General features: G+C 64.3%; 18 protein-coding genes. 7 read left to right on the top strand and 11 right to left on the bottom strand.

Annotated elements, in window-relative coordinates; translation table 11 throughout:
• Positions 1-33 precede the first annotated feature (33 nt).
• The 5 genes from DSM43276_RS10960 to DSM43276_RS10940 are packed head-to-tail and all read right to left on the bottom strand — an operon-like array spanning position 34 to position 4,301.
• Positions 34-858, bottom strand: a complete 825-nt coding sequence (locus tag DSM43276_RS10960) for an ABC transporter permease (protein ID WP_109556272.1) — start codon at positions 856-858, stop codon at positions 34-36.
• Positions 855-1,997, bottom strand: a complete 1,143-nt coding sequence (locus DSM43276_RS10955) for an ABC transporter substrate-binding protein (RefSeq protein ID WP_412458696.1) — start codon at positions 1,995-1,997, stop codon at positions 855-857. The genes DSM43276_RS10960 and DSM43276_RS10955 overlap by 4 nt, the downstream gene beginning before the upstream one ends.
• Before the next feature lie 23 nt (positions 1,998-2,020).
• Positions 2,021-2,749 (bottom strand): ABC transporter ATP-binding protein, encoded by a 729-nt coding sequence (locus tag DSM43276_RS10950; RefSeq protein WP_078331216.1) that lies wholly within the window; start codon positions 2,747-2,749, stop codon positions 2,021-2,023.
• Positions 2,725-3,774 carry an acyl-CoA dehydrogenase family protein gene (locus DSM43276_RS10945; protein WP_078331156.1) on the bottom strand — a complete coding sequence of 350 codons (1,050 nt, stop codon included), beginning with the start codon at positions 3,772-3,774 and terminating at the stop codon, positions 2,725-2,727. The genes DSM43276_RS10950 and DSM43276_RS10945 overlap by 25 nt, the downstream gene beginning before the upstream one ends.
• Positions 3,771-4,301: a DUF4242 domain-containing protein gene (locus DSM43276_RS10940; RefSeq protein ID WP_078331155.1), complete on the bottom strand. Its 531-nt coding sequence runs from the start codon at positions 4,299-4,301 to the stop codon at positions 3,771-3,773. Before DSM43276_RS10940 ends, DSM43276_RS10945 begins: the two co-directional genes overlap by 4 nt.
• Before the next feature lie 104 nt (positions 4,302-4,405).
• On the opposite strand from DSM43276_RS10940, the gene DSM43276_RS10935 reads away from it, so the two are divergent.
• The 3 genes from DSM43276_RS10935 (at position 4,406) to DSM43276_RS10925 (ending at position 6,197) form a co-directional block, all read left to right on the top strand.
• Complete coding sequence (locus tag DSM43276_RS10935) at positions 4,406-4,993, top strand: TetR/AcrR family transcriptional regulator (RefSeq protein WP_078331154.1); 588 nt, start codon at positions 4,406-4,408, stop codon at positions 4,991-4,993.
• 28 nt (positions 4,994-5,021) lie between these two features.
• Complete coding sequence (locus tag DSM43276_RS10930; protein WP_078331215.1) at positions 5,022-5,471, top strand: SRPBCC family protein; 450 nt, start codon at positions 5,022-5,024, stop codon at positions 5,469-5,471.
• A gap of 66 nt (positions 5,472-5,537) precedes the next feature.
• Positions 5,538-6,197 (top strand): MBL fold metallo-hydrolase, encoded by a 660-nt coding sequence (locus DSM43276_RS10925; RefSeq protein WP_078331153.1) that lies wholly within the window; start codon positions 5,538-5,540, stop codon positions 6,195-6,197.
• Here the strand turns inward: DSM43276_RS10925 and DSM43276_RS10920 are convergent.
• A complete protein-coding gene (locus DSM43276_RS10920; protein ID WP_078331152.1) occupies positions 6,194-7,705 on the bottom strand; it encodes an FAD-binding oxidoreductase in 1,512 nt (503 codons plus the stop codon). The two genes, DSM43276_RS10925 and DSM43276_RS10920, sit on opposite strands and share 4 nt — an antisense overlap.
• Before the next feature lie 88 nt (positions 7,706-7,793).
• Here DSM43276_RS10920 and DSM43276_RS10915 point away from each other — a divergent pair, with 88 nt between their 5' ends.
• The 3 genes from DSM43276_RS10915 to DSM43276_RS10905 are packed head-to-tail and all read left to right on the top strand — an operon-like array spanning position 7,794 to position 9,963.
• Positions 7,794-8,567 carry an HAD family hydrolase gene (locus tag DSM43276_RS10915; protein WP_078331151.1) on the top strand — a complete coding sequence of 258 codons (774 nt, stop codon included), beginning with the start codon at positions 7,794-7,796 and terminating at the stop codon, positions 8,565-8,567.
• A 9-nt stretch (positions 8,568-8,576) separates the two neighbouring features.
• Positions 8,577-9,356 (top strand): SGNH/GDSL hydrolase family protein, encoded by a 780-nt coding sequence (locus tag DSM43276_RS10910; protein ID WP_078331150.1) that lies wholly within the window; start codon positions 8,577-8,579, stop codon positions 9,354-9,356.
• Between the two features lie 43 nt (positions 9,357-9,399).
• Positions 9,400-9,963 (top strand): hypothetical protein, encoded by a 564-nt coding sequence (locus DSM43276_RS10905; protein WP_078331149.1) that lies wholly within the window; start codon positions 9,400-9,402, stop codon positions 9,961-9,963.
• Between the two features lie 4 nt (positions 9,964-9,967).
• On the opposite strand, the gene DSM43276_RS10900 is transcribed toward DSM43276_RS10905, so the two are convergent.
• Positions 9,968-10,513: a hypothetical protein gene (locus tag DSM43276_RS10900; protein ID WP_078331148.1), complete on the bottom strand. Its 546-nt coding sequence runs from the start codon at positions 10,511-10,513 to the stop codon at positions 9,968-9,970.
• A 39-nt stretch (positions 10,514-10,552) separates the two neighbouring features.
• On the opposite strand from DSM43276_RS10900, the gene DSM43276_RS10895 reads away from it, so the two are divergent.
• Positions 10,553-11,977, top strand: coding sequence for an alpha/beta hydrolase-fold protein (locus DSM43276_RS10895; protein ID WP_109556271.1), 1,425 nt, complete (start codon positions 10,553-10,555; stop codon positions 11,975-11,977).
• 4 nt (positions 11,978-11,981) lie between these two features.
• Here DSM43276_RS10895 and DSM43276_RS10890 read toward each other — a convergent pair whose 3' ends face one another.
• The 4 genes from DSM43276_RS10890 to DSM43276_RS10875 form a co-directional block, all read right to left on the bottom strand.
• Positions 11,982-12,452: an SRPBCC domain-containing protein gene (locus DSM43276_RS10890; protein WP_078331147.1), complete on the bottom strand. Its 471-nt coding sequence runs from the start codon at positions 12,450-12,452 to the stop codon at positions 11,982-11,984.
• Positions 12,452-12,805, bottom strand: a complete 354-nt coding sequence (locus DSM43276_RS10885; RefSeq protein WP_078331146.1) for an ArsR/SmtB family transcription factor — start codon at positions 12,803-12,805, stop codon at positions 12,452-12,454. The genes DSM43276_RS10890 and DSM43276_RS10885 overlap by 1 nt, the downstream gene beginning before the upstream one ends.
• Positions 12,796-13,248: a VOC family protein gene (locus DSM43276_RS10880; RefSeq protein ID WP_078331145.1), complete on the bottom strand. Its 453-nt coding sequence runs from the start codon at positions 13,246-13,248 to the stop codon at positions 12,796-12,798. Before DSM43276_RS10880 ends, DSM43276_RS10885 begins: the two co-directional genes overlap by 10 nt.
• An 87-nt stretch (positions 13,249-13,335) precedes the next feature.
• Positions 13,336-14,208, bottom strand: coding sequence for an LLM class flavin-dependent oxidoreductase (locus tag DSM43276_RS10875; protein WP_078331144.1), 873 nt, complete (start codon positions 14,206-14,208; stop codon positions 13,336-13,338).
• Positions 14,209-14,264: the final 56 nt, after the last annotated feature.

Here is a 14,264-nt window from a genome sequence, read left to right as displayed (position 1 = left end):
CCTCTGGTATCGGGTAGTACGGCTCGTGTGAGCCTACCCGGCAAGAGGTGCACGAAACCTCGGCGCCAGTACTCGTCGCGCCAGCAGGTCCAGGGTGTATCCGAGCACGCCGATCACAAGAATGACCGCCACCACCTGATCGTACGCCAGCTGATCACGTGCGTTGAGGATCTGATAGCCCAAACCTGATCGCACGCCCAGCATTTCGGCAGGAACAAGCACCACCCAGGCGATGCCCAGGGCGATGCGCACCCCGGTCTGAATGTTGCCCCGGATGGCCGGGAGTATCACTGTGGTGAGGAGCTCGAGGCGAGTGGCATGAAACGACCGCGCCACATGCAGATACCCGGGTTCGATGCCGTGGACGCCCGCCGTGGTGTTGATGAGTATCGGCCACACCGCCGCCGCGGCGATGAGAAAAATGACCGGCTGGCTGCCGATCCCGAACACGGCCACCGCGATCGGCGTCCACGACAGTGGTGAGATCATCCGCAGAAACTGGATCACCGGGCGGGTGGCACGTTCGGCGCTGGTGCTCACACCGAGCAGCAGACCCGCTGGGACGCCGATCACGGTGGCGAGACTCAGTCCGATCAGCAACCGCCACAGGCTGATTCCGACATCCGGCAGTAACACTCCGCGATTCAACAGATCGATGGCCGCGGGCAGCGCCTGGTCCGGAGCCGTCTGGCGTAGCAGCGAATGGGGTTGGCTCAGCACTGAGCTCGAGAGCCACCACAGGGCGATGCTCGCCGTGATGGCCACTGCCGGAGGCCAGATCTTGCTGAGCAGTCGTGGTTTCCACGGTGGGGCTCCGCCGTCGCGGATGATCGTGGGCGTGCTCTCGATGGTGCTCACAATGCCTGTACCTGTTCTGTTCGGGTGAAATCGGCGGTGATACCGAAGGCTTCAGGTCCCCCGTGTGTGGCGATCGCGCTGCGGATGAAGGTGTCGTCGACGAGGTCGTCGTGTAGCCGCGCCGGGTCCAGCCGGTCAAGGAACCCGCGGTCGCCATCGACGACGGTGTTGTGCATCGACTCGACCAATCGCTGCGTAAAGCTCCGATAGGGAAACGGCTGGAAGCCGAGACGCTGCGGGTGCCAGTCCGGATGTTTCAGCGGGTAGGGCGGATTCGGGTAGGTCAACGCCGTCTGCACCGCCGCCACCGGTTGCGGCAGGTACTTTCCGCCACCGAGTGTGCTCGCCGCCGACTTTCTGTCCCCATCAATCCGCAGCTGGGCGGCCACCACCGCGTCAGTGACACCTTGAACGGCCGACGCACGCCCGGCGATCACATCGTCGCGTGTGACGAGGACACAGCAGGCATGGTCGCGCCACACATCGCCGAGAAACGTGTGAATCCGTCCGATCTTCTTGATCTGTGCGATGGCGTTGAACGGATCGGCGACGACGTATCCCCCGATGGATCGGTTAGCCAGCGCCGGCACCATATCGGAGGGGCTCATCACGATGAGCTCAACGGTGCGCTGGCCGCGGGAGGCGGTGCTCCGAACCACCGGCCGTAACCCGTTGCTGCGCAACAGCTCTTGCAAGATGACGTTATGGATCGACCACCAGAAGGGAATGGCCACCTGGGTACCGGCAAGATCCTCCAAGTGCTCGATGTCCGGAGCTACGGTGAGCGCCGATCCGTTGGTGTGGTTCCACCCCAGCACGCGGACGCCGTGCCCCAGTACCTGCCGGAGCTGGATCGCCATGGGCATCAGCAGATGCGCCACATCGATCTGCCGTGCCATGAAGGCCTCTGCCAGCGCGGCCCAGCTGCGGAACAGCACCGGTTTGGCGGCGCTCACGGCGCCGGCCGGATACAACCCCGCAGCGTGCGCGAGGAGCAGCGGTGCTGCATCGGTGATCGGTAGATACCCGATGCGCAATTGGGCGTTGTTGTTCGAGGCGTCGGATGCCGCGGCGCGAATCAGTCCCGCGCCGCCGAAGAGTCCTGCTGTGGTGGTTATTCCAGCAGCTCCCGCCAGCACCGCCCGGCGCGAGATGATGCCGCTCACTGGGTCCCCGTCTCGGCCGGTTGGTACTGGACAAGGATTTCTTGGCGTATCCGGTTGCGCTGCGCCACGGCGTTGTTGTCGAGCGACCACTGCTGACGTATGCGCCCGTTGTCGCCCAACAGGACCACCCTGTGCGCGAGCGTCAATGCTTCGTCGACGTCATGGGTTACCAGGATGACGGTGACGGCCAGCTCCCCGGCCAGCTCTGCCAGCCAGGACTGTAGATCCGCTCGCGTCGCGGGGTCCAGTGCGCTGAACGGTTCATCCAAGAGCAGCAACCGCGGCCGGGTCGCCACCGCGCGCAGGATCGAAACACGTTGGGCCTGGCCGCCGGACAATTGATCGGGATAACGGCCCGAGAGCCGTCGTATCCCGAAACGCCCGACCAAGTCGTCCACGTACGCGTCGTCGAAGCCGCCGCGATGCACCGCGAACCGCTTGGCGAACGCGATGTTCTCCGCGACGGTGAGCCACGGCATCAGCAAGGGGTCTTGGAAGACGACGCCCGTTCGTGGTCGCCCTCCATCCGATGCCCAGACGACGGTTCCGGTGCTGAGTTCTTCCAGTCCCGCGAGTACGCGCAATAGCGTGGATTTGCCACTCCCGCTGGGGCCCAGGACAGCCACGAACTCACCGGATGTCACCTGGACATCGATGTCACGGAAGGCGGCTGTTGACCCGAAATACCTGGTGCCGTTTGTTATTCGTACTGCTTCAGTTCCCACCGCAGCTGTCCTTCCGAGGGTGATTGAATGGGCAGGAAGGCGGCCTCGCGAAACCGCCGGTTCGCCGAGGTTCCCAGTGCGTAACCGGCGCCTCCGGCCAAGGTGACCTCCAGCCGCGACGCCTGACCGGCGAGGCCTGCGGCGTCCAGCCGGAGGCGAAGAAGCTCGGCGATACTCGGAGCTGACGGTGCCGCCGCAAAGGCATAGAGACGATCTCGCAGTACGTGATTCCGCTGTGCGAGCCCGCCCAGTTCGGTGTCGAACTGTCCGGCGAGCTCGCCGCGCGCGGATCGTGCGCCGTCAAGTGCCGCGCCGCTGACTCCGGTGCAGAATGCAGTCTGGAGTAGGAGAAATGCCGGCCGGATTCGGGCGACAAAGCCTCGTAGATCTGTGCTGATGATGTTCTCGGCAGGAACATGGAGGTTGTCCAGTTTCAGGGATGTCGAGGCCGTGGCAGTCAATGCCATCAGGTTCGGTGGTCGCTCGATACGTATCCCGTCCGCGTTGACATCGACCGCCACCACGAAGGTGGCGCCGTCCGCTCCGCAGGCGGGTAGCACCATCAGCGCATCGGGGAACACGTTGGATGCCCAACGGATCGGGCCGGTGATGCGTAGGCCGTCGGGATGCGTCGTGGCGCGTAGCGGCACCTCCCCCAGCCCTGCAACCTGTTTGAGACCGGCCGCCATCGCAGTGACCCCCGCGCGGCGACCGGCCGTCAGGGCGGGCAGATATGCGGTACGAAAGGCCTGCGGCGCGAGGCTCACATACTCGATGGTCATGCGATGCGCCCATGCTGAGAAGCCCACGGCCAGACTGCTTGTGGCTATCCGTTCGATCACGCGCGCCATGGGGGCGAGGTCAGTATCAACGAGACCTGCATCGAACAGACCCTCAGCGCCCAGTGCGGCGATATCGGCCCGTACGTCAGTCTCATCCGCGTCGAGAGCCGCCGCACGTGCGGCCACCTCGTCGCCGACGCGTTCGAGTGCCGCGTCGATGCCCTTGGCCACGGCGGCCGTCATAGCGTGATATCTCCGAGTCCGTGCAGTCTGTCGACCGGGGTGTCGACGGCCTTACGTGCACGGAGCACGGCCTCCTCGTCGGGAGCGTCGTAGAAGCACAGGCACTTGCCCATGTCTTCACGGACGTACGTGCGCAGGAAGCTGACTTCAGGTACGTCGGCGTACTTGGGCGCCTTGGCCTTCTTGCGTGCCAGATAGGTCGGCATATCCAGGTCCGCCGGTAGGTCCCATTCCACCAGGTATCCGGCGGCCGGCCGCACGGACTTCAGCTGCTCCAGGTCCGCGCCGACAAGGCGAACCGGATGCGGTCCCGAAACCGTCTCGACGCGCAGAGAGTCCGCATCCAGCGGTGCCGCCTCGCCATCGAACTCCGCGATGACGAAGATACGGCGAGCTTCGCGTGTCACCTGCGCTTCGATCAATTCGCCGCCACCGCGATGAACTAGCCCGTCGATGTCTTTGAGAAGTTGAGTGGCATCGGTCTTATCGGCAGGGATAAGGGCGATCTCGTAGAGGTGCAGCGTCACGTCACTCTTCCTAACTTCGGTGTACGACTCGATGTGCGACGAAGGTGACGGTTCCATGGACAGACCGGTCTGTCTATCGGGGTCGGGTGGGTTACCCTGCTCTCATGAGTTCCACGACAGCACCGTCGGACGCCGAGATCGCCGGGACCCCCCGTGTGCTCGCGCCCGCTGATCGACTGCTTCGTGCGGCCGCAGATCTCTTTGCCACGCAGGGAATTAGAGCGGTGGGGATCGACCAGATACTGCGTGAGTCGGGGGTTGCCAAAGCGAGTTTGTACAGCAGCTACGGATCCAAGGATGCGCTCATCGTCGCCTACCTCGAAGAATTGGATCAGCGTGATCGCAACCGCTGGGATGCGGCGGTCGCCACACGGCGGGATCCCATCGCAAAAGTCCTGACGTTCTTCGATCTGGCCGCCAGTGCCGCGCATGCCAGAAACTTCCGCGGCTGTCTGTACGCGAACGCTGCTACCGAATTCCCCGGGACAGAATGGGAACCGGTGCGAGCGCATCGTGCGTGGTTCCGTGCGACCGTGACAGCACTGCTGCGTGAGGCCGGGATATCACGCCCCGACAACGTCGCCCGACGCGTGCAGCTGTTTTACGACGGCGCGCTGACCGCGTCCAAGATGGAGAAATCCGTGGAGCCGATAACGCTGGCACGCAAACTCGCTCGAGAATCGATCGGCTAGACGGCAGGACTCTGGTTGGATGGGTTGCATGACTGAGGACGTCAGAGTGGTCTCGGCGAGTCGCGAGGTGGATGCCCCGGCGGCGGTGATCTTCGAGCTCATTGCCGATGCCGCACGGCAGCGTGAATGGGATGGCAACGAGAACCTTGCCGAGGCCGCCGCACAACGTGTGCACGGCGTGGGTGATGTATTCGTGATGACCCTCACCAACGGTGCCGTTCGCGACAACCACATCGTGGAGTTCGAGGAGGCGCGCAGGATCGCGTGGTTGCCCTCGGAGGTGGGCAAGAAACCGCCTGGTCACCTGTGGCGATGGGAACTAGAGCCGCTCGGCGACAGCCGCACACGGGTGACCCATACGTACGACTGGACAAATCTCACCGACGAGAACAGGCTGCCGCGGGCTCGTAACACGACGTCAGAGCGGCTGCAGGACTCGGTGGACAGGCTCGCGGCACTCGCCGAGTCACGCGCCTAGCCTCGGCCCAAGAATCCGGGGTTCAACCCTTGACCTCAAGTTCACTTGACATTGAAGACTGGCCTCATGACAACGAGAACGTCGAATGTGCGCCGGATTCGATCAGATCTGTGGGAGACACGCAGGGACAGTCCGTTCCCCGGGTTGACCACCCACGCCTACCTGTGGACCCGCCCCGACGGGAACGTGCTGTTCTACAGTCCCGCCACCGATGCCGACTTCGAGGTGATCGCAGAACTGGGCGGGGTGGCCCACCAGTACCTGTCGCATCAGGACGAGGCCGGACCCATGCTCGCCGTCGTGAAACAACGATTCGGGTCGAGTCTGCACGCATCCGCCCACGAGCGGAACGAGATTGGTGAGCACGCGGACCTTGATGTCGCCATCGACGAACGTCACGTGGACGACAACGGCGTTGAGGCCATCCCCACACCGGGACATTCCGCCGGCAGCACAAGCTATCTGGTCACGGGTGCGGACGGCGAGAAGTACCTCTTCACCGGAGACACCATGTTCCCCACCGAGGGGGGCGTATGGTCTACCTTCCTGGTTCCCGGGCGCGGCAGTGCCGATGAGTTGTCGGGGAGCCTGGACCTGTTGGGGGGCCTGGACCCGGACGTCGTCATCTCGAGCGCCTACGGCGGGAACTCCGCGGTGTACGAGCTTCCGGAAGGTCGTTGGCGCGAGCTCATCGCCCAGGCGCAGCAAAGCGTGCGGCGCGATTAAGGGCGAACGGCCTGCATGAACCCGAAGACTCCATTCGGATCGTAGGCCGAAGCAATCCGTCGCAGCCGCGTCAGGTTGTCCCCGTAATACGCTGCGGCCCAATCGGGTAGCCGGGGATCGATGTAATTCACGTATGCGGCGGCGCCACAGACCTCCGCGAGCCGATCCCGTGCCTCGTCCACGCGGCGATACGCGACGGACGAGTCTGCGCCGACTCCGTGATAGATCTGGATCGATGCGGCCGCCCGCCGATGCGGGAAGGCGGTGGCGTCGGCCGAAACTCGGCTCACGGCGCCTCCGAGGCTGTCGAAGATGAAGGTGAGCCCGCGGTCGCCGACCAGGAGCGCCTCGACTCTGGCAGTGTCGATAGCCGCGTCCGGGACCATGCGGGAGGACGCCACAAACGCCTCGCGCTGCAGCTGTCCCGCCCCGTCGCCGTTCCATGCCGGATGACACTGAGCCACAGTCAATGTCGAGCAGCCGCCCATGAACTTCATGGCATCGAGAAAGGACTTGTCGGCGACGAATCGATCGGATGGGCCGATGCCGATCGCGCTGCGGAGACCATCGACCAGTGCACGTGGATTGTCGGTCTTGGCGATACATCCCACGATCCGGCATTGCGGTGTGGTGCCGGCCACGGCGTGCAGGGTTGTCCACAGTTCATCGGGCGCATCGTCCATGAACATCAGCCACCGGCGCAGGATCGCCGCCATGTCCCCCGGCGCGTAGTCGAGCGTGAACACCGTGAGCTCTGTTGCCTGGGCGGTCTCGAAGGTGAACTCCGTGACTATGCAGAAGTTTCCGCCGCCAACTCCGCGGATGGCCCAGAATAGTTCGGGCTCGGAATCCGACGACACGACTCGGATCCCACCGTCGGCGGTCACCACGCGTGCCGATATCAGCTGGTCGCACGTGAGTCCGAACTTGCGGGTGAGAACCCCTATCCCGCCGCCGAGTGTCAGCCCGGCGATGCCAACGGTCGGACATGAGCCACCTGCGAGCATCCGGCCTGCAGCCCAGACACCCGCGTAGACATCGATCAGACGCGCGCCAGATCCGACCGTTGCCCGCGTCCCGGTCACCGACACCGCCGCCATCTGCCCGAGATCGACCACCAGGCCGTTGTTCGGGACGCAGTAACCGGCATAGCTGTGGCCACCACTGCGCGCGGCTATGGGTATCCCGGAGCTGGATGCGAACTCCACGCAACCCGCCACATCCTGCTCGGAAGTGCAGAAGGCCACCGCGCCAGGATGATTCACGTCAAACAGGGGATTGAACGTCCGCGCGGCCTCGTCAGACCCGGCTTCCCCGTGCACCGTGAGAGTGCCGGATAGTTTGCGGCGCAGGTCTTCCCATCGAGGGATGGTCGGTACGTCTTCAGAGTGTTTTGGTGAGCATCCGGTGATCGCCGCAGCGCCGAATGTCAAGGCCACCCCGGCGGACAGCACACTGCGCCTGGTGATCAGCGCAGGTGTGCGCGGGCGATTCGGTTGGGGGTCCATCACTGCTCCTGCCGGCCACTATCGGGTGGATGCCCCATCTTGTCGCCTACGCCCGGTGTGCGTTGCGTGCAACGGTAGATTGGCCCACATGACGGTGAGCCCGGCACCCAATCCGGTGGCCGACATAGCGCTCAGCCCCACAGGTCCGCAGGTAGGAGCCTTCTTCGACCTGGACGGCACTCTCGTGGCCGGATTCACCCCGACGGCACACGCCCGCGATCGGATGCGCCGTGGTCAGGCCAGCATCGGCGAGGTTCTCGGAGTTCTGGAGGCCACTTTCCGGTACAAGCTGGGCCGCATGGAGTTCGAGCGCTTGGTGGTGCGCGCCGCCGGATACCTGCGTGGCGACTCGCTGGCCGAACTCGAAGCCGTGGGCGAACGAATCTTCCACCAGCACAATGCCTCGATGATCTATCCGCAGATGTGCGAGCGTGTGCGGGCGCATCAGGAACAGGGCCACACCGTGATGCTGAGTTCTTCGGCGCTGACCATTCACGCCGAACCGGTAGCGCGCCATCTCGGAATAACCCACGTCCTGTGCAACCACTTCGACCTCGACGATGACGGGCTTCTCACCGGCGGTATTCGCACGCCCATCGTGTGGGGACGCAACAAGGCGGCCGCGGTCGCGCTGTTCTGCGAAGCCAATGGCATTGATTTACAACGCAGTTACTTCTACGCGGACGGCGAGGAGGATATCGATCTGATGTCCCTTGTCGGTGAGCCCTGCCCGGTCAACCCGCGCGGCCGGCTCGCGGCCATGGCATCCACCCAAGGCTGGCCGGTGCTGCGATTGGACGATCCGCGGCCCCATGGCGTGAGCTCGTCGCTGCGCAGGCTCGCCGGGCTGGTTCGCCGATAGGCTGGGATCATGGCGGGACGCTATGTGGCATTGGGAAGTTCGATGGCTGCTGGACCGGGCATCCTGCCGCGTGCGCCGGGCTCACCCCGGTTGGCTGGGCGCTCGGCACGCAACTATCCGCACCAGGTTGCCGAACGTAAGGGATATCAGCTGGCCGATGTCACCTATTCCGGTGCGACCACCGCACATGTTCTGACCGACCGGCAGAACAACGCCGCACCGCAGATCGCTGCACTCGACGGCACCGAGGAGCTGGTGACGGTCACGATCGGCGGCAACGACGTCGGCTATGTGCCGTTCTTGCTGGCCGCGTGCCTGCCGCGCGTCCTGCGTGCCCTGCCCGTGGTCGGCGGTGGGTTGAGCGACATACTCGACACCGGCCAGCGGGATGCGGCACTGGCGGTTGTGGGTGAATCGCTGCGCGCGGTGGGTGAGCAGGTGCGAAATCGCGCACCGCGAGCGCGGGTGATCTTCGTCGATTACCTCGCACTCTTGCCACCCGAAGGCGAGCTCGCACCGCCGTACACCCAGGCCGAGACCGCGAGCGGACGTCGCATCGCCGCGGAACTCATGGCTGCCACCGCGGCCGCGGCCCACGCCACCGGCTGCGAGATCGTGCGCGCCTCGACGGCCAGCGCCGACCATCACGCCTGGTCGGCGCGACCCTGGACTACCCGTCCCGGATTCCCCTGGCCCTGGCGCCCGGCCCCGCTTCACCCCAACGCGGACGGCATGACCGCCGTGGCCGATCTGATCGTGGCCGTATTGGACGCCGCGTCTAATGACTGAGGTTGCGGCGTGACCCGCCCGCAGCATTGCGATACTTGATCCTGTGCGCACAACTTCCCTGCTCATGGTTCCCGTCTCCGCCCTCGCGATCGGAGTCGGATTCGCCAGCCCGGCGTCGGCTGTGGCGCCTCCGGCGGACGGGACGTATCGGATGATCGAGGAAGGACTCGGCGAGGTTTCTTGGACGCTGTCCGCCGTCTGCGTGCAGGCCTCAGGCACCCGCATCCAGTCCGACTACACCGACCCCACCATCCAGGCCGACGGCTGCATTCTCACCGTCACCAGTGCGACGCCCGACATCCTCAAGCACAACGACAGACTGCAGAACTACTCCACCCCGGCCAAACTGGTTGACGACCAGTGGACGTTTCTGCACGCGCGGCCCCAGGGCATGACCTGCCCGGACGGGACCTTCGCGCCCACCCAGGAGAAGTACGTCTTCAACGACGAGACCCTCACCGGGGTGCACACCACGATCCACAGCGCGGTGTGCGGCGGCCAGCCGGGGATGACGAAAAAACCCTTCAGCCTGCAGTTCGTGAAACCGCTGGATGTGCCCGTCGATCGCTTCCCGCAGTACTGCGATGGGTTCGCCCACTGCTGGTGATCGGTTAGGGCAGCAACGGCACCCGCCAGAGCGGCACGCCCGGGTCGATGACCCACAGCCGCGTCATCGTCAGTCGCGTGATCAGCATCGCGCCCCGGATCATCACCGCCGCGAGCGGCAGTTCCGCGGCGACGGCGGCCAGGATCGCCCATCGCAGCTCCGCCGGGCCGGCCGTCATCACGTCAAACCACGCGTCGCAGATCAGCAGCACACCGGTGGTGAACGCGGTCAGCACCAGCAACTGGCGGCGCAGCAGACCCAGCACGGCGGTCGCCGCCATGAATGCCACCAGCAGAATGTCGAAGCCGACCCATGTCGCCGTCCACCGCTGTGCCACATAGTTTTCCGGCAAGGTGAACGCCAGGTAGGTGATCCAGGGAATCAGCGCGATCGCTCCGCCGATCATCAAACCCAGCCGCAGCGCGCGAAACCTGGCCAGATTCGGCGGTGCCACCTCGCTGAGCGGGCGTTCCAGCCGCTGAATCAGGTCTCGCCGCTCGGCCGCGGACAGCGCCGCGATCGTCTCGTCCGATAGATAACTCTGGGTCATGTCCAGCTTCCTCCCAGGAAACCTCATCACAATGTCAGCGTGCCACCGACTACGCCGATGCCCCCTCCGGCGCCGACTCCTATTCCACAGCTGCCTGCCAACGATTTCCACCAGTACAGCCACGGGATTTCGGCCCTCGGTGGTTGGTTTCCGATGGTCGTCCAGGTGCTTGCGGTCGTGACCTTGCTGGTGGTCATCGGATGGCGCGGCCGCCGGTGGCGCCTGCTGTGGGTGCCCGTGAGCGTAGCGATCGGCGCGGTGGGTGCGTTGGTGGCGTGGGTCTACATGAACTCCGAAGGGTTGGCCTCTGACCCGGCACCCTTCAAATTGTGGATATGGATCGGTGTGTTCGTCACGTCGGTCGCGGTTGCCGTCATCGGCTTCCGGAGTGCGCGCTGGTGGCGTCGTGGTGTATCGGCGTTGGCCGTTCCACTGACGTTGCTTTCGGCACTCGTCGCGCTCAATACCTGGGTGGGCTACTACCCCACCGTGCAGGCGGCCTGGGGTGCGGTCTCTGCGGGCCCGCTTCCCAACCAGGTCGATATCAGTGAGCTTGCGGGTCTGCGCAATTCGAATCCCGATGCCGGAAAGGTTGTCGACGTCGACATCCCCGGCGACGCAAGCGGGTTCAAGCACCGAGGCGAGTACGTCTATCTCCCTCCGGCGTGGTTCGCGGGCGATACTCCGCCGCGATTGCCGGTGGTGATGATGATCGCCGGTGAGTTCAACACCCCAGCCGACTGGATCCGCACGGGTAACGCCACCCAGATGATCGACGACTATGCCAAATCGCACGGTGGGCAAGCACCGATCTTCGTGTTCGTCGATGTCGCGGGAAGTTTCAACAACGACACCGAATGTGTCAACGGCCCGCGTGGCAACGCCGCCGATCACCTCACCGAAGATGTTCGCCCCTATGTGGTCTCGGAGTTCGGCGGGTCGGCCGATCCTGCCAAATGGGCTGTTGTCGGCTGGTCCATGGGCGGCACCTGCGCTATTGACCTGACGGTCATGCATCCGGATCTGTTCTCCACGTTCGTCGATATCGCCGGTGACCATGGTCCGACCGCCGGAACCAAGCAACAGACGATCGAGCGACTGTATGGCGGTGATGCCGCTCGATGGGACGCCTTCGACCCGCGCACCGTGATGGCCAAACATGGTCCGTACACCGGTGTCACGGGATGGTTCGAGGACGCGATACCTCCGGCAGACAGCAAGAAACCAAGTGGTGCGAAGCGCCCCACGGCCGACACCCCGACTGGAGTCGGTGGGCATGACGATGTGACTGACAATGATCGAGACGGTGCTGCCGCGGATCTGTGCGCAGCGGCCCAGCAGGTGCAGATCTCCTGCACCATCCACCAGATGATCAGTGGGCACACCTGGCAATTCGCCAGTCGAACATTCTCGGACGCACTGCCCTGGCTGGCGGCGCAGCTCCACACCCCGGGAAGCCCCTGAGGACCTACGGCGCCCCGATCTGGGTCCGCAGCGACTCCAGCAGCACCTGCCACCACTCGCCGTGGCGGCGCAGGAACAGTCCGTCGGGAAAGGTATGGCGTGCCACATGATCCTGCGGAACCGACTCCCAGCCGAGATGTTCGACCGTTACCCGGGTTTCGTCCCTGATCGGCTCGAACCGCACCTCGACGGTAGTCATCTGATCCTCGGCGAAGCTGTCCTGACGCCAGGTCAGGCCCAGCCGTCGGCCGGGTTCCCACGTGGTGACCCTGCCGATTTCGAACTCGGTGCCGTCCGGGTATGACTCAACGAAGCGGCCACCGAGCTCCGGTTCGATCGCGAGTGCGCCACGGCGTCGGGTGAATCGGAACAGTGTGTTGGGCTGCCACCAGATTCCGATGTCCTTGACGAATACGTCGAATGCGCGCTCCGGGGTGGCACGTACCCGCAGTGATACCAGCACACGTGACGCCATCAGGCCTGCTCTCGCTCGATGTGCTCCTTGAACGCCGAAAGTTGGGTAGCCCAGAGCTTCTCGATCTCGTCGAGCCATGCCTTCAGTTCTGCCATGGGAGCCGGTCGCAACGTGTAGATGCGTACTCGCGCGTCGAATTCCGGGTGAGACTCCTGGACCAGCTCGCTGGCCTTGAGGGTCCGCAGGTGCCTACTGAGTGCCGCGGGGCTCAGGCCGACGGCTTGTGCGATCTCTCCCGCGCGACGCGGTCGATCCCGCAGCACCTCAACGATTCTTCGTCGATGGGGATCGGCCAGCGCGGCGATTGTGCGATCTATGCTCGCGAGCTCCGGAGAGGGCCGAGTCAAACCCATCCCTCGATGTTCAGACCGCTCGCTTTTTCGGCATCCTCGCGCGAGACCGTCCGCACCGACTGGCCGAAGGTCCAGATGTGTCCCTCGGGGTCTTGGGCCCGATATACCCGGTCGCCGTAGAACTGGTCGGCCGGGCGCATCAAGATCGTGGCACCAGCCGCCTCGGCCTGCTCGCAGTGCGTGTCGATATCGCTGTCGATTTGAACATGGATCGTCTGGGTACATCTGCCGCCGACCGTTTTGGGGCTGGCGACACTGGCGTCCCACTCGGATCCGACCATGAGATAGCCATCCCCGAAACGCATCTCGGAATGCTCAATCTTGCCGTCGTTATCGGTGATGACCATAGACCGTTCGAAACCAAAGGCCTTCTCCAGCCAGTCAAGAGCTGCCGACGGGTCCTGGTAGACGACCGCCGAGGCCAAGCTAGGACGTGTGCTCATGGTTGATATTTAACGCTTGCGTTGAATATCTGTCAATGGTCGCGCGGGCGGGCGGCATCCCCTGCCCGCAGCTCGACCCATAGACCGCTACGGGTTGACCTTGGAGATGACGCGCTCGGCGAAGCTCTCCAGGTTCTTAATCTTGGTGTCCAGCGGCTCGGTGTCCGGTCCGACGATGTACGGGATTCGGAAGCCGACGATGACATCGGTGACGCCCTTGTCCTCCAAGCGTTTCACGCCATCGACGGTGAATCCGTCGATGGAGATGACGTGAATCTCAAAGGGTTTATCGGCAGTCCCCTCTTCCTCGCGGAAGGTGTTGAGCTTGGCGAGCAGCTCGTCCAGATCCTCGGTGCCGCCGCCATGCATCCAGCCATCGCATCGCGCGGCGCGGCGCAATGCCGCGTCGGCATGTCCACCGATGAGGATCGGAATGGGCTGAGTGGGCGCGGGGCGCATCTTGGTCTTGGGGATGTCGTAGAACTCGCCGTGGAACTCGAAGTATTCGCCGGTGGTGAGCCCCTGGATGATCTCGATGCACTCGTCCATGCGCTTACCACGCTTGGCGAACGGCACGTTCATGAGTTCGTAGTCCTCGGGCCATGGGCTAGTGCCCACACCGAGGCCAAGGCGGTTACCCGTCAGTGCGGCGATGGACGATGCCTGCTTGGCCACCAGCGCAGGCGGCCGGATCGGCAATTTGAGCACGAAGATGTTGAAGCGCAGCGTGGAGGTCACCGCACCGAGTGCCGCGGTGAGGGTCAACGCCTCGATGAACGGTTTGTCTTCCAGGAACTCGCGGTTCCCGTCGGGCGTGTACGGATACTTCGCATCCGACTCATAGGGATACGCCAGGCTGTCGGCGATGGTCATACCGTCGTAGCCGGCCGCCTCGGCCGCCTGAGCCAAGGGAATGTAGTACGACGTGTCGGTCATCGCCTCGGCGAAGGTGAACCGCATAGATTCCTCCTAGAGTGCCTGGGAAAGCACATGGTGCTGTCGGTACTACGCACTCT

This window comes from Mycobacteroides salmoniphilum (genome assembly GCF_004924335.1).
GTDB lineage: Bacteria > Actinomycetota > Actinomycetes > Mycobacteriales > Mycobacteriaceae > Mycobacterium > Mycobacterium salmoniphilum.
Note: the sequence above shows the minus strand (reverse complement) of the source record. Positions and strands in the feature narration are given on the sequence as shown.

Bases quoted from the DNA above. Each gene is read 5' to 3' on its own strand.
- DSM43276_RS10915 (WP_078331151.1), top strand. From the start codon at position 7,794: ATGACGGTGAGCCCGGCACCCAATCCGGTGGCCGACATAGCGCTCAGC.
- DSM43276_RS10875 (WP_078331144.1), bottom strand. From the start codon at position 14,208: ATGCGGTTCACCTTCGCCGAGGCGATGACCGACACGTCGTACTACATT.
- DSM43276_RS10900 (WP_078331148.1), bottom strand. From the start codon at position 10,513: ATGACCCAGAGTTATCTATCGGACGAGACGATCGCGGCGCTGTCCGCG.
- DSM43276_RS10925 (WP_078331153.1), top strand. From the start codon at position 5,538: ATGACAACGAGAACGTCGAATGTGCGCCGGATTCGATCAGATCTGTGG.
- DSM43276_RS10890 (WP_078331147.1), bottom strand. From the start codon at position 12,452: ATGGCGTCACGTGTGCTGGTATCACTGCGGGTACGTGCCACCCCGGAG.
- DSM43276_RS10910 (WP_078331150.1), top strand. From the start codon at position 8,577: ATGGCGGGACGCTATGTGGCATTGGGAAGTTCGATGGCTGCTGGACCG.
- DSM43276_RS10945 (WP_078331156.1), bottom strand. From the start codon at position 3,774: ATGACGGCCGCCGTGGCCAAGGGCATCGACGCGGCACTCGAACGCGTC.
- DSM43276_RS10880 (WP_078331145.1), bottom strand. From the start codon at position 13,248: ATGAGCACACGTCCTAGCTTGGCCTCGGCGGTCGTCTACCAGGACCCG.
- DSM43276_RS10885 (WP_078331146.1), bottom strand. From the start codon at position 12,805: ATGGGTTTGACTCGGCCCTCTCCGGAGCTCGCGAGCATAGATCGCACA.
- DSM43276_RS10930 (WP_078331215.1), top strand. From the start codon at position 5,022: ATGACTGAGGACGTCAGAGTGGTCTCGGCGAGTCGCGAGGTGGATGCC.
- DSM43276_RS10935 (WP_078331154.1), top strand. From the start codon at position 4,406: ATGAGTTCCACGACAGCACCGTCGGACGCCGAGATCGCCGGGACCCCC.
- DSM43276_RS10920 (WP_078331152.1), bottom strand. From the start codon at position 7,705: ATGGACCCCCAACCGAATCGCCCGCGCACACCTGCGCTGATCACCAGG.